Below are 20260 nucleotides of genomic sequence, written 5' to 3'. Positions count from 1 at the left end.
TCACCCTTTTTTGTAATTTAGTCAGTTGCGGCTTTATCCGGACAGCCGCCGTTTTCTTTCACCCACGCGAGGATTGTACGGATTACCGGCTCGAAGGCATGCCCTCTGCCGGTCAGTTCGTACTCGACTTTGCGTCCGCCCGGTACGGTCCGTTTCACCGCGAATCCATGCGCTTCGAGTTCCTTCAGCCGTTCCGTCAGCAGCCTGTCAGAGATGCCGTCAATTTCTGAAGCCAATGCGTGGTAGCGTTTCGGTCCGTCCAGCAGATGGTAGATGATGATGCCCATCCACCGTTTGCCGATGAATTCGATCGTCGCATGGAAACTGTCGCACGCGGCGGTTTTCGGTGCTGCGGATTGAATGAGATCTTCAGTTTTCTCCATCTGTACTCCCCCATTCACAGTATAGTTCCACTTTACCACAGTCCCAGTTGACAAACAAACTTACGAATAGTAAGCTTTTGTTCAGTACTTACTAATGGTAAGTTGAATCCAATCTTTCATCCAAAGGAGTTTACCCCATGTCAGAATTATACAAGCCATTGTCCGAAGTGATCCATGCCCGGAAATCCGTCCGCAAATACGATCCCGGCTTCACAATCGATCCAGCTGAAATCGAAGAGATGCTGAAGGAAGCGTCCCTGGCCCCTTCTTCCAGCAATCTGCAGCCTTGGCGGTTCCTCGTCATCCAGGACGATGCGGCGAAACAACGCATCAAGGAATTCTCATTCAACCAGGAGCAGATGGAGACGTCCTCCGCGCTGATCGCCGTCATCGCCGACACGGAGATGTATGAGCATATCGACGAGATCTACCTGTCCAACCTGGAAGCGGGCAATATCGATGAAACGAACGTCCAGGTGCAGATCGCGAATGCGAAGGCGCTCTATCCGAACGCGCCGAAAGAGGCACGGCTCAACATTGCAGCGTTCGATGCGGGTCTGATCTCCATGCAGCTCATGCTGATCGCAAAGGCGAAAGGGTATGATACCGTGCCGATGGGCGGGTTCGACAAAGCGGCATTTGCAGAGGAGTTCGGCCTGGAGGAGCGCTATGTGCCGCTCGTGCTGATCGCCATCGGCAAAGCGGCGGCGCCGGCCTACGGCTCGACCCGACTGCCGCTTGAGAAGATTGCGAAATTCGTATAATAGTTCCATTGGAAAAGGCCCCTGGCGAGGGGCCTTTTTTACATATCTTTCACAGTGAGCGCGCAGACGTACTGCCGATCCTCTTCACTGACGCTCAGCCGGTTCATGTGCCGGCGGAAGGCGCCCATGACGAACGAGTGCATGAACGCCTGCGTGAAGTAGTAGACGAACCACGGCAATGACGGCAGGTAGTCGTGGATTGCGATGATCGCTTCATCCGCCCCCGGGATCTTGCGGAATTCCATCCGGCCGCGCTCGTTGTGCTGCGTATCCGTCAGCAGACCGCCGGTGATGTAGTAGAGGGCCCGGTCCTCCGTACTGCGCTCCCCTGAATACGACAGCTCGAGCAGCGTATGGTCCCCGAGGAAGCCGATCTTGCAGTTCAGCTCGTTATCCGCTGCCGTATGGACCCACGGATTCAGGAACGTCTCGAGCCATCGGACGTAATAGCGGGCAGCTTCATCCGCCGTCCAGCCGCCCGGCAGCCGGATGCGCTGGACGGACCGCACGTCCTGTTTGAGCGGGCCGAAATTCGGCAGGAGCGAGCCCGCCCGCTTCTGCTTCCCGGAACAGCGCTCTTCGTCGAGTGCGATCCGGGCCGCTTCCCGGAACGGTGTCTGGCCGTCGCTCACCCCTTCGACGTAATGGCCCGGCTGGATGACCATCGCATGCCGCAGGCTTTCGACGAGCGGGTACACCATCTCCTTCGGCGTATTCGTCACGAGCCGCAGCCAGAGGCGCGACAGGGTGAGTGTGAAGAACGGCACCCCGATCATCTTCGGGTTCTTGCCCATGACTTCGGCCGTCGCTTTCATCATCGTCCGGTAGGTCATGACGTCCGGGCCGCCGATGTCGATCGACCGGTCCTCGAGTTCGGTGTCGAGGATGACGGCCGTCAGTCCGCGCAGCACATCCTTCAGTGCGACCGGCTGTGTCCGGGTCTTCGTCCACTTCGGCAGCACCATGACCGGCAGCCGCTTGACGAGCTTGGACAGAATGGGGAATGAAGACCCTTTCGGCCCGACAATCAGACCGGCTCTAAGTGCGGTCACCGGCACCCCATAGTCGCGCAGCACGCGTTCCACTTCAAGCCGGCTCTTCAGGTGGCGTGACAGATGGGTTTCATCCTCCTCCGGCACGATACCGCCGAGATAGATGATCTGCTGCACGCCCTGCTTCTTCGCTGCCTGGGCGAAGTTGTCGGCGAGGATGACATCCATGTCCTCGAACGTCCCCTGCGTCAGTTTCGCCGACTTCAGCATGGAATGGACGAGGTAGACGGCGATGTCCGCCCCCTCGAGCCCCTTTTCGGCGTCTTTCATTGAAAACAAATCGCACGAACGCCACGTGACATCCTCCGTACTCTGCCGCCGGCCGCCGCTGCGCGACAGCGCGATAACGTGCGCCTTCCCTTTCAGGCAATCCAGCAGGTTGTGGCCGATATAGCCGCTTGCGCCGGCGACCGCCACTACCGGTTTCCTCGTCTGCATATGTACTCCGCCTCCCTGTTCTCTCGATCTATGGATGCTGTACCCTTCTTTCAGCAGGGGTAAGCGCTGGGGGATGGGTGTTTCAGCTGGCGGCTTGAGCGGTTGATGCGGGGGCTTGAGCGTTTCGCTGTTTGCTTGAGCGTTCGGCTGCTCACTTGAGCGGTTCGACCGGATGCTTGAGCGAATCTGCTTCGTCTTACTTCCAAGATAAATGCCGGCTTGTCTGTTTTCTGCGCGCCGCCGGAGTTCACAGGAAGGGTGTGTGTCCCCGCGGTCTCGGAATTGTGTGCGGATGCCGATAAATTCGGTGATGTGTCCGATACTTCACAGGTTATGTCCGATATGCCGACCGATACGTCCGATACTTCCCAGGTTATGTCCGATACAGCCGCTGAACTGTCCGATAAGGGATCCCGCCCAGCGGCAGGTCGGTGGACGGGCGCACCGCCGGGCCTGGTTACCCGGATTAAATCCCGAGAGACCGGAACTTTTCCTGAGACGCAGCGTACAGATAGTATCAGATTTCCAGGAAAGGGGGATGGCGGATGAAGAAGTCCATCTGGCTGACGGCTATCGGCATGCTCGTGCTGGTTGCGGCGGGTGTCTACAGTGCCATGCACGGTCCGCTGCCGCACGCGCTCCTCACGTCAGCGGACGTCCCGGCATCCGCCGTGTCCGATGGCGCCGAAGACACCGTGTTCCGGACATACCGGGATGGGGAGGATCTATACGTTCTGTATCAGCATGACGAGCGGAACGCCTACGTCGACATCTCAATGGAGGCTTACCGCAAGTTCTCAAAACCGGTCGTGACGGCGACCATCCGCCACGCCCATAATGAGGCCCCTGACATGGGGATCGGCGTGCTGAAACTCCCCGGCCTGGCCGGAGAACGTGTCGCGCTGAAAATCCGTGATGAGCGGTAACCAAATACAAAGCCCCCCGTTAGTTGTCAGAAGGCTGGCGGGGGGCTTTCTGTCAGGCCATTCCTTTCACCGGCAGGACCGTCCGCCAGCCGATGATGCAGGCGATCGCGATGAGGACGAGGTAGATCCACGACCCGTACGGAAGGCCGGCGAGTATGATGTGCGGGATGACGAAGGCGCCGATCAGCAGCATGAAGATGATCTGCTTGGCAGTGCCCGACTGGAGGGACTCGCCCATCGGCCGGGAAAACGGGAGGACTCCCCGGCTGCCCATCCCATAACAGATCGCTGCGTAGAGCACCGCCGCGATCAGGATACCGAGGATGTCGGGAATGATCCGTGCACCGAACAGGATGCCGAATAGCACGGCCTGCAGCAGGTAGATCGGCAGGAACAGCTGCGCCAGGCTCGCCTTCAGCGTACCCCGTTTCAGAACACCCGGCTGCCGGATCGGCGTGACCTCGAAGAGCCAGGCGCCTTTGTACTTTTCCGAGTAGCTGAGCATCATCGTCAGCGTCGCTATGACGAGAAAACTGAAGTACAGCATGTAGAACTGATCCGACTTCCCGATGCTTGAGATTGGCCCCTCCTGCAGGAAGATATACAGGAACAGGAACGGGGCGATGAACCCGATGCCGAGCGATGGATACACTTTCAGCTTGAACTCCCGCTCGCGCTTCATGAGCTGCCAGGCGAACCGGAAACACGCCCGCTCTTCCTTGTCCCGGCACAGAAGTTTTTCCCAAAATGTCATCAGGAACGCACGCGGCGGTGTGCCGCCTTTCATCTCAGAGAGCAATTTCTGCAGGTTCTGCTCGAATTGCGGCATCGTGCGGATGTACAGCGTAATTGCGAGCAGCGGGATCACAACGGCCATGGCGGATAACACCTTCAGCACCGGATCGCCATTTCCGCCGGGCAGCCACTCGAACGGCGCGGCGAACCAGAGCGGCGGCAGCAGCAGATGCCACCAGCGGAACACATACTCGACGGACAGGCCGACAAAGTCGAACGAGCGGATCAGCACCTGGTAGCCGGCGAAAAGCCCGATCGAGAGGGCGATCTGGACGTAATTGATGTAGTCTTTCAGCCGTTCACCGTCGAACAAGCGCAGCATGACCATATAGGTGATCGCGGTCAGCGCGATGATCAGCAGCAAAAGAAGCCCCAGCATCACCAGGAACAGCAGAAAGAAAACCGGGCCCTTCACCGCCAGCATGACAATCGACGGGATGCCGAGCAGCGCAAGGGTCATCAAGGACATGTAGATCGTGATATGGACGAGTTTTGCGGCATTCAGCGTGCGGTCATCGACGGGTGCGGCGGCCAGCAGGACACGGTCGCGGACGTCTAGCAGCACTGTCGAGAAATCGGCGATGAGCGACGTCATGATCATGAACATCGAAATGCCGAACACGAACCCCATCTGCAGCATCGGGCTGTCGCCGAAGAACAGGAACGGGATGGTGACGAGTCCATACAGCACGTAGAGAGCGAGCGATTTCATGAACTGGTTGCCCTCTTTCAGCTTCGTCTGCGAAAACACGACGGGCACCCGCCGTTCATCCATCGTCAGCTTCAGGCCGACGATCGCCCGCATGGCGGGATAGCTGACACCGAATTTGCGGAACATCCCCTGGAACCGGTCGAGGATACGGAGGGAACGGAAGTCAGTCAACGGTTCCACCGCCCGTCACTGTATCGACGAACCGCCGGGCCGTCTGTTCATGCTGATCGAAGCCGGTCAGGGAATTGAAGATCGTCTCGAGCGTCCCCGTATCGTCTTGCCCTTTCAGCTCTTCGAACGTTCCGTCGGCTGCGATCAGTCCGTCATTCAGCAGCACAATCCGGTTGCTGATCTTCTCGACAACATCCATGATGTGGGACGAGTAGAAAATCGTCTTGCCGTTCGCCGCCAGCGTGGCCAGGATATCCTTGACGACCATGACACTGTTTGCGTCCAGGCCGCTGAGCGGTTCATCCAGGAACAGGATATCCGGATTGTGCAGCAGGCTCGAAATGATGAGCACCTTCTGCCGCATCCCTTTGGAGAAGGACGAAATCCGTGTATGGAGCACGTCTTCCAAACCGAGGATCTTCATCAGGTCCCGTGCTTTCCGGCCCGCCAACGTACGGTCCAAGCCATACAGCTCGCCGATGAAGGTCAAGTACTCCATCGGCGTCAGCGTATCATAGATCTCCGCGTTTTCCGGCACATAGCCGATACGGCGTTTCATGTCGCGGTCATCATCCTTCAGATCGCGGCCGAAGATCTCGACCGTCCCCTTGTAATCGCGGATCAAGCCGAGCAGGATCTTGAGCGTCGTACTCTTCCCCGCCCCGTTCGGCCCGATATAGCCGATGATCTGGCCGCGGAATACGTCGAGCGAGATGCCGTCCAGCACCTGCTTCCCCGGAAACTCCATCCTGAGTTCGCGGATGGAGATGATCGGTGTCGTGTCCATCTGAATTCCCCCTGCTTTCGATTGTCTTTGGTGTAAGCCTAACAATAGCGGCCGAAAATTCCAACTATTTTTTTGGGGAAATAGGTGTAATTGGCTGCTTTTTTGAGCGATTCTCTCCCTTGCTTGAGCGTTCCTCCCCCTGCTTGAGCGCTCCTCCCCTTGCTTGAGCGTTTCTCCCCTTTGCTTGAGCGCCCCCACTTCCCGACCCATCAAAAAAACCGCCGACCGGCGGTTTTTTCACTTCTTATGCTTCTGTTCATGCGCGAGGAGCCATTCTTTCCGCCACATGCCGCCGGCGTAGCCGGTGAGCGTGCCGTTCTTGCCGATGATGCGGTGACAGGGCAGGAGCAGGGTCAGTTTGTTCTTTCCATTGGCGGCCCCGACGGCTCGCACCGCCCGTTCACTGCCGACCGCTTTTGCGATGTCCCCGTACGAAGCCGTCCCTCCGTATGGGATGTCCGTCAACGCCTGCCAGACAGCCCGCTGGAAGATGGTACCGTTCACGGTCACCGGCACATCGAAGTCCGTCCGGGTGCCGGCGAAGTACTCATCCAGCTGGCGCAAGCACTCGGCCACAGCTGCTGGTGCGTCTTCCGCTGCCGGGACATCAGCCGGCGGTTCATCCTCCAGGAACAGCACCGAGGACACCGCCTCGTCCGTCCCGGTGATTTCCAGGATCCCAAGCGATGACTTGTAATAGACTGTCCTTCCTGATGACGGCATGTTCTCCTGCACAATTGTAATCGGCAATCTCGCCACCTCTTTCGCTAAATATGTCCAACCCATTTTCTTACGGGCGGGATAGTTTCCGCCCGCCGGTGCATCCTACAGGAAAACGAGGTGTCTATTGATGATGAAACTTGCCCTCGCCGTTATCCTGTTCATTCTTCCGCATGCATCCCAGCCTCTGACCGCCGTCGGTTTCATGGAAGCCGGAACCCCGAGCTATGCAGAATGGTCGCGTCTCGCCATTCAGCGGGCACAGGCGCACTATCCGGACGCGCAGATCATCGACTACTTATATATGGGCAGCCATCAGAAAGACGACGTTACAGAAGAATCGTTCCGCCTCTGGCTGCGCGAACGGGGGCGCGAATATGCCGTTGTGGTCCGTGTCACGTATTTGACCGAGACCGGCAAATTGAAGGACGTCCAGTTCCAGGAGATCCAGCCGCCTGAGTGAAGTCCGTCAGATGAAAAAACGCCTCTCCGGCCTCATGGCGAGCCGGACAGGCGTTTTGCCGTTCATCGATCGACGGTATCGGCCGATTTCTGGCCGTCTGCGATCGCTTTCGCTTCCGGCTGGCGATCCATCATGAACGGTTCCATGTGATCGAGCTTCAGCGTCTTGGCCGTCGCATCTTTGACGTCATGGAGCATCGACGGATTCTCCGCCAGCTTGATGCCGTACGACGGAATCATTTCCTTGAATTTCGCCTGCCACTCGTCCGCCCGGTCCGGGAAGCACTTGTTCAGCAGGTTGATCATGACATGGACCGCTGTGGAAGCACCCGGCGAGGCGCCGAGAAGGGCTGCGATCGAGCCGTCTTTCGCGCTGACGAGCTCCGTCCCGAACTGGAGCGTCCCTTTGCCGCCGGCTTCGGTCTCCTTGATGACCTGCACCCGCTGGCCTGCAACGACGGTGTCCCACTCGTCGACTTTCGCATCGGGCACGAACGCACGCAGTTCTTCCACCTGCTGCTCTTTCGTCAGCATGAGCTGCTCGACGAGGTACTTCGTCAGTGCCATCTCCTTGACGCCGGCCGACAGCATGTTGACGACGTTGCCCGGTTTGACGGACGTGATCAGGTCCATCATCGAGCCGGTCTTCAGGAACTTCGGTGAAAAGCCTGCGAACGGACCGAACAGGAGGGATTTCTGGTTATTGATATACCGTGTGTCCAAGTGCGGAACGGACATCGGCGGCGCGCCGACTGACGCTTTTCCGTACACTTTCGCATAATGCTGCTCCGCCACTTTCGGATTGTTGCAGACGAGGAACAGTCCGCTCACCGGGAAGCCGCCGATGCCTTTGCCTTCCGGAATGCCGGATTTCTGCAGCAGATGCAGACTTCCGCCGCCGGCTCCGATGAACACGAACTTCGCGGTATGACGCTGCACGTCCCCGCTGACCAGGTTGCGCACTTTCACTTCCCAGCGGCCGTCGCTCTTCTGCTTCAGCCCTTCCACGCTGCGGCGGTATTCCACATGGACACCTTCGCGTTCCAGATGGTCGAACAGCATGTTGGTGAGTGCCCCGAAGTTGACGTCGGTCCCCGCATCGATTTTGGAAATGGCGATCGGCTCCTCCGACGCCCGGTCCTTCATCATGAGCGGCACCCATTTTTCGAGTGTCTCCGGGTCTTCGGTATACTCCATGTCGTCGAAGAGCGGATTCTGCTTCATCGTCTCATAACGCTTCTTTAGGAAGGAGACATTGTCCTTGCCCTGCACGAAACTCATGTGCGGGAGCGGGCGGATGAAGTCCTCCGGATTGTGCAGCCGTCCGTTGTCCACGAGGAACGACCAGAACTGCTTCGACACCTGGAACTGTTCGTTGATGTTGATGGCTTTGCTGATGTTGACGGAACCGTCTTCCTGCTCGATCGTATAGTTCAGCTCGCACAAGGCCGCGTGTCCGGTTCCGGCATTATTCCATTCGTTCGAACTTTCCTCGCCGGCCTCCGACAATTTTTCAAACACGGTGATGTTCCACTCGGGCACCAGCTCCTTCAGCATCGTGCCGAGCGTTGCGCTCATGATGCCTGCGCCAATCAGAATCACGTCTGTATTCGTTTCTCCGTTGCTCATTTGACCCATCCTTACACACTGAATTTGCAAAAGAGAGACAGGTTCCTTTTCAAGGAACTACCTCTTTTGTATTGCTGTTCCTCACTCGAATCTATTGGGAGCGATCAGTTAATGAATATACGTTCTTTACCCTACCAATTATAGACTAATTCGAGGAGATACAAAAGGGAGATGTTCGAGATGGCGTCTGATTCCCTATAATCCCTCCAGTCCCCCTTACCTTAGGGACCGGACGGCATGGGAATCAGCCATCCGGTTTCGCAACCCAATGCCCTTCCTTCACTTCCACTAACACTGTATTGGTTACATCAAACATCCTTTCCACTGCCGAGTCTTTACCTGCCGCCTGATGAGGGGCTGTTCTCAGTTTCGGGTCGGGTATCGGGATTGCGGACAATAAAGACTTTGTGTAGGGATGGAGCGGGTTGGTATACAGCTCTTCACTTTCCGCCAACTCGACAATCTTGCCGGCGTACATGACAGCCACACGGTCACTGATATGTTTCACCATCGACAAATCGTGTGCAATGAACAAGTACGTAAGGCCGAGTCGATGCTGCAAATCTTCGAGTAATTTCACAATCTGCGCCTGAATGGATACGTCGAGTGCGGAAAGGGGTTCGTCACATACGATGAAAGCCGGCTCTACTGCCAATGCTCGGGCAATACCGATCCGCTGACGCTGGCCGCCCGAGAATTCGTGTGGATACCGCATGGCGTGTTCCGGTTCCAGCCCTACCATCACGAGAAGATCCTCCACCCGTTTCTTCCTCTCTTGTTTGCTTTTGCTCAATCGATGGATATCGAGTGCCTGCCCGATTATATCCAGCACTTTGAATCGCGGATTCAAAGACGAATACGGGTCTTGGAAAATCATCTGCATATGCCGCCGCATCGCTTTCATCTCTTTTGCAGAAAATCGGCTGATGCCCATTCCTTGGTAGAGCACCTCACCGGCGGTAGGCTCGGTTAACCGGAGGATTGCCCGGCCTGTCGTGGATTTCCCTGAACCGGATTCCCCCACCAGTCCAAGTGTTTCTCCAGGGCGTATGTGGAAGCTGATATCATCCACTGCCTTCGTCACCCCTTTTTTGCCGTTTCCGAAATGCTGCTGGAGCGAGTTCACTTGGACAAGCGGGACAGCCCGGTCCATCCCTTCCCGCAGCTGCGGCACCCGTTTCTCTTTCTTTTTGTCATCCAACCGGGGCAGTGCATTCAACAATCGTTTCGTATAAGGATGTTTCGGACTCTCGAACAATTCAAAAACAGTGCCGGATTCCACGATCTCTCCTTCTTTCATCACGACAACGCGGTCGCACATCTCCGCCACGACGCCGAGATCATGTGTAATGAGGATGATCGAAGTGCCGAAGCGCTGCTGAATACTTTTCATGAGCGATAAAATCTGTGCCTGTATCGTGACGTCCAATGCGGTGGTCGGCTCATCCGCAATCAGCAGGGCGGGCTTACAGGCGAGTGCCATCGCAATCATCACCCTCTGACGCATGCCTCCTGAGAACTCATGCGGGTATTGGTCCACCCGTTCCTCGCTGTTTTGGATACCGACTAATGTAAGGAGCTCGATCGTCTCCTTCCTCGCTTCTTTCTTAGACACTTTCATATGTTTCACTATGCTTTCGGCGATTTGGCCTCCGATTTTCTTTGTTGGATTCAATGAGGTCATCGGGTCTTGAAAAATCATGCCAATGCCGTGGCCACGGATGCTCTCCATATCCTTCTCCGTTTTCAAACTCAGATCTTCCCCTTGGAACTCAATTACTCCCTCTTTTACATAGGACGGCGGAGACGGAAGCAACCTCATGATAGAACGAGCTGTTACACTTTTCCCACTGCCTGATTCGCCCACAATACCCAGTGTTTCTCCTTTGCCGACCTCGAAACTGACCCCGCGGACAGCATCGAAGTCCTTCTGTCGTCCCGTGAATGAAACGTGCAAGTTCCTCACTTTTAAAATCGATTCCATTATGAATACGCTCCTTTTGTCATACTTGATGATTCAAAAAGATAAAATTGACAATCAATAGTGTATATCCTATAGTTTAGTATACCAATCGGAATTAAACAATATGAAGGAGGTGAATTGGATGTCACGCACAGTAATTTCGCTTTTTGAACGCTCTTATAAGAAAGCCAGGGGCCATACCGCCTACCAAGTACTTTTGCTGCTGGCCGGACTGCCTCTCCATCTTTTCACGTATTGCAGTTATATATGGAATAGAAAAGACCGGCAGTACTCGAGCATGCTGAACGCTGCAAGGGTACAACTGGCGGACGAGGGGCGGAAGGAAGAATGGCTGGAGGAGTACAAGGATCAGCTTGAACGGAAGCGGAAATTTTTCGGTGAAAACGTCAGCTCGGCTGACATACACCGGGAAGCAGAGAAGCTGGCAGATGAAAAACTGACCGCAGAGAGTGAGCGGCTCAGTGAGATGCAGCTCACACAGATGGGGAGGCAAAAGGAGACGTACTTTACGTACTTTCAATCGCTTCTTCGGAACCCTGCATTTTTGATCGTTTCGCTGATTCCCGGATTCTTCATGTATGTACTGCTGTTCCTGATGAGCAATCCATTCATCCTCTATATCACAGAGCGGCTTTTGCAAAGCATAGGGGTGATCATCGGAGTTGCCGTTCTGGTCTTTACGATTCTCTATGTCTCTCCGTTCGACCCGGCCACCAACATCTTAGGAGAATCGGCAACGCAGGAACAAATTGCGAATTTCAACCGATTGCATGGGCTCGATTTGTCCTACTGGCAGCAGCTCTGGAACGCTTTGAAAGGAATTGCAACGTTCGATCTCGGGTCTTCGTTCGCGGGGAATGAAAATGTGGCAGCCAGTATTTCCAACAAGTTTCCGGTCACGTTAACGATCGCGTTGTTTTCCGTCATCATGGCGATTGTGATTGCGATTCCTGTGGGGATCCTATCTGCAACGCGGCCCAATTCGTTCCTGGATTATTCGTTCATGTTCGTCGCGCTGATCGGGCTGTCGATCCCGAACTTCTGGCAGGGGCTGATCTTCATCCTCGGGTTTTCCATTCATTTGAATTGGCTGCCGGCGACCTACAGCCCCGGGCATGCGCTTTCACTGATCATGCCTGTTGTCGTGCTTGGAACCGCGCTTACCGCTTCCATCGCGAGAATGATGCGCTCCTCCCTTCTGGAGATCATCAATGAAGACTACATCATTACAGCCCGGGCAAAAGGTTTGGCTTACGGACAGGTGCTGTGGAAGCACGCTGTCGGGAACGCCATGATTCCTGTGATCACCGTGATCGGACTATTATTTGGCGGCATGCTCGGGGGAGCGGCGGTAACAGAAAAAGTGTTCAACATTCGGGGGATCGGCAGCTACATCGTCGACAAGCAGTTCATCCCCGATATTCCGGCGATCATGGGCGGTGTCGTCTACGTCGCCATCACTATTTCGCTGGTCAATTTAGTGATCGATATTTTGTACGCATTGCTGGACCCGCGTATCCGTTCGAAGATTGACCATTCATGAGGCAGGTGAAAGCTATGAAAAAAACAATACGGAAACGTCATTCGTTAGCCGTTTCCACGGAATACACGCAAGCGAATTTCACGTGGGTTCTGTCGCTCGTCCTTACAGGGATCTTTCTCTGGAACAGCATTTCGTTCAAGACCGGCGATATACACCCCTTTGCCTTCAGCCTGTTCGGCGTCTGGGCAGCGACTACTTGTTTTCAGGTGTACATCACTCGGAAGATGAAGAAAGATCTGCTCCAGACGGGTGTCATTCCACCAGCCACGAGACGTCTTGGCTATGTCCAGCTCGTAAGTCTCGCAGCCGGCAACATTTTCGCAGGGGCTTTCGCTTTCAATCTAATCAACGCGAAAAAGTCTGTGGAATATACGTTTGCGGCGTATACGCTGCTGACACAGTTTACGGTGCTCGCCATCAGCGCGGTGAATCTATTCAAACCTTATGTCAGCGATACCTTTTTACCGTCCATGGGAACTCTCCTGCTGATCGGGGTTTTCTATCTCGCCGTACTCATCTTGGTCGTTCGCCATGTACAGGAGTATGAGGCGCCTCGCTGGATGACTTGGGTGGCGCTCTTGCTGCTGGCCAGTGCTGTAACCGGAAACTTATTCGCCCTTCTTTTAGGATGGACTCTCCTCATGAAAACGAGGAGCTCTGATCGATCGCGAATGCTGAAGTGGAACGTCATGTGGGAAAAGATCACACGGAACTCGACCGCGATGCTCGGCATGTTTTTCATCCTCCTGATGCTGGCGATCTCCATTACGAGCCGGTTTACATTCGATTATGCGCTCGCCGTGGAGAATAACTACAGTGCGATTTTGCAGCCGCCGAGCGCTGCCTACCCATTCGGAACAGATAATTTCGGGCGGGATGTGTTTTCGCGAATTGTGTTCGGAGCGAGAATTTCCCTGCTCGTCGGGTTTGCAGCCACCATTCTCCCGGGTGTGATCGGCGGATTTTTAGGCGCCATTGCCGGCTACTACAGCAATCATGTCGATAACTGGATCATGCGGCTGCTCGATATCCTGTATTCCATTCCGGGCATCCTGCTGGCCATTGCAATTATTGCGGCTTTTGGCGCGAATACGGTCAATCTGATCATCGCCCTCAGTGTAGGCGCCATCCCGACCTATGCCCGTACGATGCGGGCGAACGTCCTCATGGTCTCCAATTACGACTTCGTGGATTCGGCGAAGGCGCTCGGCGAATCGAATTTCGCCATCCTGTTCAAACAGGTCGTCCCCAACTCGCTTGCACCGATGATCGTCAAGTCGACACTGACCATCGGCGGGGCCGTCATCGCGACGAGCAGCTTGAGTTATCTGGGACTCGGCGTAGAGCCCCACATCCCCGAATGGGGGAATATTTTAAAAGTCGGAAGTGCATATCTTGAGACCAATTCGTACCTCGCCATCTTCCCGGGACTAGCGATCATCCTGCTCGTCCTCTCCTTCAACTTTTTAGGAGACGGGCTGCGCGATGCACTCGACCCGAAGCTTGACTGATTACAACTACCTACTGTGGAGGGATTCATCGATGGGAAAGAAATTACTATCACTCGCATTGCTGCTCGTTCTTGTGCTGGCAGGGTGCGTGCAGACGAAATCAGAAGTGGAAAAAGAAGGTAAAGACACCGACACCAAAGTCGGACCGGAAGAGAAAGTGAAAATCGAGGTTCTCGGAATGGGGTCAGGTGAGGAAGACCTGAACATTGTGCGCGACCAGCTCATTAAGAATGGATTCGACGTAAAGCTGAACATCCAGCCCGATTACGGCACATTCAAAGCCCAGCAGGAAGCCGGCAACTATGACCTCGCCCTATCCAGCTGGACGACAGTGACCGGGAATCCAGACTATGCAGTTCGTGCGTTATTCAAATCCGATGGAGCGAACAGTCTCGTGGACGATGAAAAAGCCGATGAACTGATTGAGCAGGCAAGTACAGAAACCGTGGATGAATACACGAACTCGTACAAACAGCTGGAACAGCGGCTTGTTGCAGAAAAGGCCTATATCGCTCCGCTTTATAACTCGTTTAAGGCGCAAGGCGTCAATAAGATGGTCTTGAACCCCGACACGGTCCGCCTCGCGAAATCACGTGCAATCGCCTGGGAAACGATCGACTTCAATGACACAGCCAAACGGGCAACTGAACCGCTCGTGACACAGCAGGCGATCGGCGACTTAACATCGCTCGACCCGATCAAAGGAAACGACGGTTCCATCAATACTCTGAACACGAATATGTACGTACGCCTGGTCAATTTGACAGATGACGATAAAGTGGTGCCGGACGGTTCACTTTCTTATAACTTTGCGATGGCAGAAGGGAATTCCGACTACTACTTCCTCCTCCGCAATGACATTAACTTTGCAGCCGTCTCAGATGGAAAAGCGGTCGATACAGGAGAACGTGTCGGAGCAGAGGATGTTGTATTCTCGCTGAATCGCGCAAAAGACAAAGACTCCGTTCCGGATCACCGGACATACAGCCTGCATGAACATATTAAAAATGCAGAAATCGTAACAGATCTCAGTGAGCTGGAAAAAGCGACCGTTTCCGGCAGCGATGAAACCGTTCAAGCAGCTCTCGAAGACGGACTGGACACCAAAGTGTCAGAACTGGTCGATGACAAAACGAAAGCGGACAACAGCAAAGGCAGCTACCAAGTCGTGAAAGTCACAACAACCGAGCCATTCCCGCAAGTGCTGAACTACTTGGCTCACCAATCTGCCGGCATCGTATCGGAGAAGCAAGTGAAAAACATCAACACATATGACGTAGCTTCGTTCGATGTGGACAAAGACATTCCTTACGGTGATCAGCGCACAGTAACGGAAGGCGCCGGTTACAATAACCAACTGTATGCAAGCGGGCCTTACATCCTTGTGAAGAAAAACGATTACCAAGCTGATTTCGTCAAGAACCCCGCATACCGTGCCGGAAGTGAATTTGAACCGAAGATCCCGGCTGTCACTGTACGGTTCATCGAAGACGCGGACAGTGCGCTGTCTGCATTGCGAAACGGAGAAATCCACCTGTTCAACGGAGTTCCCGAAACGAAGTATGACCTCGTCGAAAAAGATGATAACCTGCTGCTGCAAAAGAGCGACAGCAATGCCGTCACCTATTTACAGTTCAATACAACTGGCAGAACCGTCTCGGACAGCGAGAACTTGCGCAAAGCGATCTTGTTCTCCATCAACCAAGATGAGTTCTTAAATTACTACCATGGCAATAAGAAAAAAGCATATTCCACGCTCAGCCCGCTCGTCGATACAGGCAATGAGCTGATTGCTGATCCAAATCAAGTAAACGAGTTCTTAGAAGCCTACCGCAAGGAATAGAAAGTAAGCCGCCCTGCCGCCTGTATAACCAGGTGGCGGGGCGGCTTTTATTGCGGTTGCACGCGTATGTCCGGAGCGGCACAAATAGAGAATCGTGAGAGCTGCTCATAAATCTTGCAAAACGCTCATAAAGCAGCGAAAGTGATCATAAACTCAGGTTTCCGCTCATAAACCACCGCCCATCGCTCATAACTTCACAAACGCGCCGCGCAGAAAAGACAGCAAGTCAAAAGTCTGGCTTGTGGCTCCGCTCTGCTCCGCATTTTCTGTAGAATCGTACCGGCATCGCAGACTTTCATTGAATTACGACTCGAACAGCTCTTCCTCCAGCAGCGTGAACCCTTCGATCATTGTATCTTCTTCCACCTCGATCAGAATACAGCGTTTGCCGTCGACGTTGACCTGCTTCACATACTTCAGGTCCTGAGGGCTGATGGAGATGTTGGCGACTTTCGTGCTGATCTTGATGGATTTCGTATTGTAGTTCGGCACGACGTGGCTCGCTTTCAGCTCGTATGCCTCATCGTCGACAATCGTCTGGAACGCCTCGCGCACTTTCTCGGTGTCGACGTCCTCGATGCCGCTCACTTTCAGCACACGCTCGATCTCCTTCGAGTCGAGCACCGGCACGTAGTCGGCCTCCTCATCCTCTTCTTCCACCGTCGTCATCCTATGAAGTTCATCGTACACACCGGCCAGTGTCTGTGTATTCACCTCGTCGCCGACGACCTGCCTGACGATCTCCTCGAACACCGCCTTGTCGTCCTCCGCCGTCATGATCTCCTCGCCGTCGAGCACGTTTTCGATGAAGGCGTAATCCGGCTTGTTCACCTTTCCGGCCGCATACAGGATATGGTTTACGTCTGCTGCATTGTCCGTGAAGCACGGGAACAGGAAGCCGCCGACCGGTGAGGCCAGTTTGACGACGGGGTCCGCCAGTTCGCTCGACTTGAACTCCCTGCCCGTGAAGTCGAAGATGAGCGACGGCTTCGGCAGCTCGGTATGGTTCAGGCTGCAGAGGATGAACGGCGTCGTATACGTTTCGTCCCGCTCGCCCATCTCACGCTCTTCCAGGTCGTCCTTCGAATGCGTCGGCTTGAAGTACTGCCCGCGGATGAAGGTGATGACGAGATCCTTCTCATGCTGCGCATCCGCTACCATCTTCTCGGCGATCAGCTGCATCTCCCGGCGCCAACCGTCGGCGTCTGCCGCATGCAGACCAGCGTACAGCAGCTGCTGGGTATGGTTCCGCTGGCCTTCCTGGACAGGTGCGAAGCGGACTTCGAACAGCTTCATCGCAAGCTTGCCGCCGAGCACTTTCTTGAAACTCGTCAGGAACAGTTCCTGCCGGTCACGGTCGAGCAGCTCGAACGCCTGGCTTTCTTCATGATAGATCTCACTGCTCTCCTGGCGCACGTAGACGTTGTAGATATCCTGGATCGTCAGCAGATCGGCCTCCGGTTTAAATTGCTTGCGGATTGCAGCAATGTCTTTCTTATTCATGGTATTTCCCCTGCTTTCTCTAGATACAGACTGTAGCCGCCGCGCCACATCAGCGGCGGTTCTCGCATTTTTTCATTATAGCAAGGATTGACGATGCTTAACATGGAAGCAAAGCGGGTATAGAACGGACAGCGTCAAAAAACGATAAGATGAGGAGAAGTGATCACATGGCAGAAACACTATTCACATCCACAGCGACCGCAAAAGGCGGACGGGAAGGGCATGTCCAGTCTTCCGATAATGTCGTCAGTTTTGACACAGCGATGCCCGGTACGAAACGGGCCAAAGAACTCGAGAATTCAACGAATCCAGAGCAGCTGTTTGCTGCAGGATATGCAGCCTGCTTCGACGGAGCACTCCAGCTGGTCGCAGGCAAAGAGAAGGTCAAGTTCGACTCCGAAGTGACAGCGAATGTCAGCCTGCAGAAAGACGAAGCTGACCAAGGGTTCAAACTGGCCGTCAAACTCGAAGTCAAAGGGACAGGGATCGAGAAGGACAAACTGCAGGAGCTCGTCGAAAAAGCGCACCAAGTGTGCCCGTACTCGAAAGCGACACGGAACAACATCGAAGTCACTTTGGAAGCGCAATAAATCCGAAAGAGCGGATCCCTTTCCGCTCTTTTTTCATGCCGGCGCAAGCGGCTTCCGCAATCGGCAAGCCGTGCATATAGTAAGAGGAGTCAAGATGAAGACACAGGAGGAATCGTTTTGGGGAATTTCGGATCGTTCACCGGTACTGTCATGGATATCGAGGACGTGCCGATCGGGCAGCATCAGGAGTCGGACTGTTATAAAATTTATACCGTCGAGCAGGCGACGGATCAGATTGTCCGCTTCACCGCGTTGCCGACGACCTATTTCACCGACCAGGCCGTCGTCATGCCGGGGGACACGGTGACGGGCTTCTATGACGCGGATGCGCCGGTCATCCTGATCTACCCGCCGCAGTACAGCGCGCTCGTCATGAGCAAAGAGATGCCCGGGCAGTTCACGGCGGTCATGCAATTCGATGAGTCGCTCATCAGCAGCGACGGCTCCCTGCAGCTGCTGCTGGACGACGACACCCCGGTCTTCCTGCCGAACGGCCAGCCGTTCAACGGCAGCCTCGCGAACCGGGACCTCATCGTCACCTACAGCCGCACGACCCGCAGCATTCCGGCGCAGACGACCCCAAGCCGGATCGTCGTGCTGTGCCGGCAATAAGAGGAGCAGCTGCATACCAAAAGCACCCAGACGCAAGCGGCTGGGTGCTTTTAGTATGGAGACTTCTTGCTATTTAAGAGTGTCCTGAGCCACCGACAATCAGCCGGTGGGAAGCTGGACGATTCAAATCCTAGCTTTCATCGCCTCTGCTACTAATCTTGAATTTCCGTCTTTTTCTTGATGTAATTTAGAAACGATATGATGATAATCTTCTGCACTTCTATTTTGACTCAATTTATAAGCAGCCTGGACATCTTGCACTTTCACTTCAAAGCCGACAATTCCGGCAATCTGCTTCTTTGTCTGGGAGGAGAGTGTCTCCCACAAAACAGCATTTTTACGACCCTGCTCGTATTTTTGCAATAGAAGCATCAGATCTTCCTGCAATTCCTGCTCACTCAGTATGCGGCCTGCGCCATATACATGGATGGCTTGATAATTCCAAGTAGGCACTTCTTCAGACTGGTACCAGGAGGATGATATATAAGCATGGGGACCTTGAAACATGACCAGAACACTTCCTTGTTCATCCGGGAAAGTCCTCCATTGAGGATTCGTATGAGCCATATGCCCGGTTATATAGTAGTCATCCCCGCGCTTATGCATCTGAACAGGCAGGTGAGTTGCCAACGGTCTGCCTTGGTCGGTCGTCACAACCGTACCAAACGAGTTGTTTTGGATGAATTCTTCAATCTCCCTGAAGTCCTCGACCTTATATTGTTTAGGGATATACAAATCAATCCGCCTCCCATCTACTGACTGAGTGTTTTTATCATAATAATATCCGTCTGTCCTTCATCTCCCATAAAAAAGGAGTGGGAGTCTGCAGATACAAATCCCATCTTCTCGTAAAACGAAAGAGCATTTTCATTCTTTTCCCAAACACCGAGCCATACTTGTTCTTTACGAAGCGAAACCGCTATTTCCAGTGCTTTGAGAAGCAGATGTTTGCCAATCCCTTGTCTTTGAAAGGTATGTTTCACATAGATCCTTTCAATCTCAAGAGAGTCCGCACCCATTTCTTCCGTCTGGGCACTTCCCGTATTGACCTTTAGATATCCAGCCAATTCGTCTTCCACACGAATGAAAAAGAATTGAGAAGCCGTATTGACGAGTTCCCGTTCCAATTTCCTGATGGAAAACGCTTTTTCCAGATATGCTTTCAAGTTCTCAGGGGTATTTTGTTCCTTGAATGTGTCTTGGAACGTTTCAATACTGATTTCCTGCAGGATTTGTAAATCATCGCGGGTGCATCTTTCCATTATGATATCCATAGGCAATTTCCAGCTCCTGTCGCTCATTAGTAGCTTCGCTTATTTCCCTTTTTGACGAATTCCCAATCTTTTTCTATATTCTTTCTGACTCTCTGAAGAAGAGAAAAAGTGAGTTCCATTTCGCTCTCGGAAAATCCTTCAAAGGCATTCTTATTTGAATGCTCATTTTCTCTCAGGATGAAAGGATATACACGCTTCCCTATTTCAGTCGGAACAAGTCTTCTGATTTTTTTATTCTGCGGATCATTCTTCTTCTCGATGAATTCGTTCATTTCCAGTTTTTTTACGGCCCGGGCTGCTGTTGTGCGGTCCACTTTTATCATATCAGCCAGTTTTTCCTGTATGATTCCCGGGTTCTCACAGATGCGTACCAGATACAAGTACTGCCCTTTGGTCAGGTCGTATTCCTTGAATTCAATATTGCTTATGGAATCCAGCGCTCTTGCGATCATTCCGATTTCACGAAGTATCTCAGTCATACGGACCTCCTCTGCCAGCAGATGAACTGCTGTACTATAGTCTACGTGTTTATTGTTGTATTTGCAACAATAAAAAGATTGC

Annotated in this window: 19 protein-coding genes; 8 read left to right on the top strand and 11 right to left on the bottom strand. The window is 53.8% G+C overall.

Annotated elements, in window-relative coordinates; all coding sequences use genetic code 11:
- Positions 1-17 precede the first annotated feature (17 nt).
- Positions 18-383, bottom strand: a complete 366-nt coding sequence (locus tag BN1190_RS01865; RefSeq protein WP_040285339.1) for a winged helix-turn-helix transcriptional regulator — start codon at positions 381-383, stop codon at positions 18-20.
- A 137-nt stretch (positions 384-520) separates the two neighbouring features.
- Between BN1190_RS01865 and BN1190_RS01860 the strand changes: the two genes are divergently transcribed.
- Positions 521-1147, top strand: coding sequence for a nitroreductase family protein (locus BN1190_RS01860; RefSeq protein ID WP_040285338.1), 627 nt, complete (start codon positions 521-523; stop codon positions 1145-1147).
- A 38-nt stretch (positions 1148-1185) separates the two neighbouring features.
- On the opposite strand, the gene BN1190_RS01855 is transcribed toward BN1190_RS01860, so the two are convergent.
- Positions 1186-2637 carry an NAD(P)H-binding protein gene (locus tag BN1190_RS01855; protein ID WP_040285337.1) on the bottom strand — a complete coding sequence of 484 codons (1452 nt, stop codon included), beginning with the start codon at positions 2635-2637 and terminating at the stop codon, positions 1186-1188.
- A gap of 545 nt (positions 2638-3182) precedes the next feature.
- Between BN1190_RS01855 and BN1190_RS01850 the strand changes: the two genes are divergently transcribed.
- Positions 3183-3563, top strand: a complete 381-nt coding sequence (locus BN1190_RS01850) for a hypothetical protein (protein ID WP_040285336.1) — start codon at positions 3183-3185, stop codon at positions 3561-3563.
- 52 nt (positions 3564-3615) lie between these two features.
- Here BN1190_RS01850 and BN1190_RS01845 read toward each other — a convergent pair whose 3' ends face one another.
- The 3 genes from BN1190_RS01845 to BN1190_RS01835 all read right to left on the bottom strand — a co-directional run bounded on the left by BN1190_RS01845 (position 3616) and on the right by BN1190_RS01835 (position 6751).
- A complete protein-coding gene (locus BN1190_RS01845; RefSeq protein ID WP_040285335.1) occupies positions 3616-5241 on the bottom strand; it encodes a hypothetical protein in 1626 nt (541 codons plus the stop codon).
- Complete coding sequence (locus BN1190_RS01840; protein WP_040285334.1) at positions 5234-6028, bottom strand: ABC transporter ATP-binding protein; 795 nt, start codon at positions 6026-6028, stop codon at positions 5234-5236. Before BN1190_RS01840 ends, BN1190_RS01845 begins: the two co-directional genes overlap by 8 nt.
- A 237-nt stretch (positions 6029-6265) precedes the next feature.
- Positions 6266-6751, bottom strand: a complete 486-nt coding sequence (locus tag BN1190_RS01835) for a methylated-DNA--[protein]-cysteine S-methyltransferase (protein WP_040285635.1) — start codon at positions 6749-6751, stop codon at positions 6266-6268.
- A gap of 127 nt (positions 6752-6878) precedes the next feature.
- Here BN1190_RS01835 and BN1190_RS01830 point away from each other — a divergent pair, with 127 nt between their 5' ends.
- Positions 6879-7211 (top strand): DUF3889 domain-containing protein, encoded by a 333-nt coding sequence (locus tag BN1190_RS01830; RefSeq protein ID WP_040285333.1) that lies wholly within the window; start codon positions 6879-6881, stop codon positions 7209-7211.
- Positions 7212-7273: 62 nt separating this feature from the next.
- Here the strand turns inward: BN1190_RS01830 and BN1190_RS01825 are convergent, their stop codons facing one another.
- Positions 7274-8839, bottom strand: a complete 1566-nt coding sequence (locus tag BN1190_RS01825) for a malate:quinone oxidoreductase (protein WP_082023231.1) — start codon at positions 8837-8839, stop codon at positions 7274-7276.
- Between the two features lie 244 nt (positions 8840-9083).
- Positions 9084-10823 (bottom strand): ABC transporter ATP-binding protein, encoded by a 1740-nt coding sequence (locus tag BN1190_RS15280; RefSeq protein WP_040285332.1) that lies wholly within the window; start codon positions 10821-10823, stop codon positions 9084-9086.
- A 121-nt stretch (positions 10824-10944) separates the two neighbouring features.
- Here BN1190_RS15280 and BN1190_RS01815 point away from each other — a divergent pair, with 121 nt between their 5' ends.
- The 3 genes from BN1190_RS01815 to BN1190_RS01805 are packed head-to-tail and all read left to right on the top strand — an operon-like array spanning position 10945 to position 15720.
- Positions 10945-12366, top strand: coding sequence for an ABC transporter permease subunit (locus BN1190_RS01815; protein ID WP_040285331.1), 1422 nt, complete (start codon positions 10945-10947; stop codon positions 12364-12366).
- Between the two features lie 14 nt (positions 12367-12380).
- The gene (locus tag BN1190_RS01810; RefSeq protein ID WP_040285633.1) at positions 12381-13877 is read left to right on the top strand and encodes an ABC transporter permease; all 1497 of its coding nucleotides are present in this window, start codon (positions 12381-12383) and stop codon (positions 13875-13877) included.
- 31 nt (positions 13878-13908) lie between these two features.
- Positions 13909-15720, top strand: a complete 1812-nt coding sequence (locus tag BN1190_RS01805; RefSeq protein WP_040285330.1) for an ABC transporter substrate-binding protein — start codon at positions 13909-13911, stop codon at positions 15718-15720.
- Positions 15721-16023: 303 nt separating this feature from the next.
- Here BN1190_RS01805 and BN1190_RS01800 read toward each other — a convergent pair whose 3' ends face one another.
- A complete protein-coding gene (locus tag BN1190_RS01800) occupies positions 16024-17223 on the bottom strand; it encodes a DUF4317 domain-containing protein (RefSeq protein ID WP_040285329.1) in 1200 nt (399 codons plus the stop codon).
- A gap of 167 nt (positions 17224-17390) precedes the next feature.
- Between BN1190_RS01800 and BN1190_RS01795 the strand changes: the two genes are divergently transcribed.
- Both BN1190_RS01795 and BN1190_RS01790 read left to right on the top strand, forming a co-directional pair.
- Positions 17391-17813, top strand: a complete 423-nt coding sequence (locus BN1190_RS01795; RefSeq protein WP_040285328.1) for an organic hydroperoxide resistance protein — start codon at positions 17391-17393, stop codon at positions 17811-17813.
- Positions 17814-17930: 117 nt separating this feature from the next.
- The gene (locus BN1190_RS01790) at positions 17931-18425 is read left to right on the top strand and encodes a hypothetical protein (RefSeq protein WP_040285327.1); all 495 of its coding nucleotides are present in this window, start codon (positions 17931-17933) and stop codon (positions 18423-18425) included.
- Positions 18426-18548: 123 nt separating this feature from the next.
- Here the strand turns inward: BN1190_RS01790 and BN1190_RS01785 are convergent, their stop codons facing one another.
- Genes BN1190_RS01785 through BN1190_RS01775 form a run of 3 tightly spaced genes read right to left on the bottom strand, consistent with a single transcriptional unit; the run spans position 18549 to position 20178 of the window.
- Complete coding sequence (locus tag BN1190_RS01785; RefSeq protein ID WP_040285326.1) at positions 18549-19160, bottom strand: FMN-binding negative transcriptional regulator; 612 nt, start codon at positions 19158-19160, stop codon at positions 18549-18551.
- A gap of 17 nt (positions 19161-19177) precedes the next feature.
- Positions 19178-19699 carry a GNAT family N-acetyltransferase gene (locus BN1190_RS01780; RefSeq protein WP_040285325.1) on the bottom strand — a complete coding sequence of 174 codons (522 nt, stop codon included), beginning with the start codon at positions 19697-19699 and terminating at the stop codon, positions 19178-19180.
- Between the two features lie 26 nt (positions 19700-19725).
- The gene (locus tag BN1190_RS01775) at positions 19726-20178 is read right to left on the bottom strand and encodes a MarR family winged helix-turn-helix transcriptional regulator (RefSeq protein ID WP_040285324.1); all 453 of its coding nucleotides are present in this window, start codon (positions 20176-20178) and stop codon (positions 19726-19728) included.
- Positions 20179-20260: the final 82 nt, after the last annotated feature.

Source organism: Sporosarcina koreensis (assembly GCF_000826145.2).
GTDB classification, from domain to species: Bacteria; Bacillota; Bacilli; order Bacillales_A; family Planococcaceae; genus Sporosarcina; species Sporosarcina trichiuri.
This window is presented reverse-complemented; position numbering and strand designations above follow the sequence as displayed.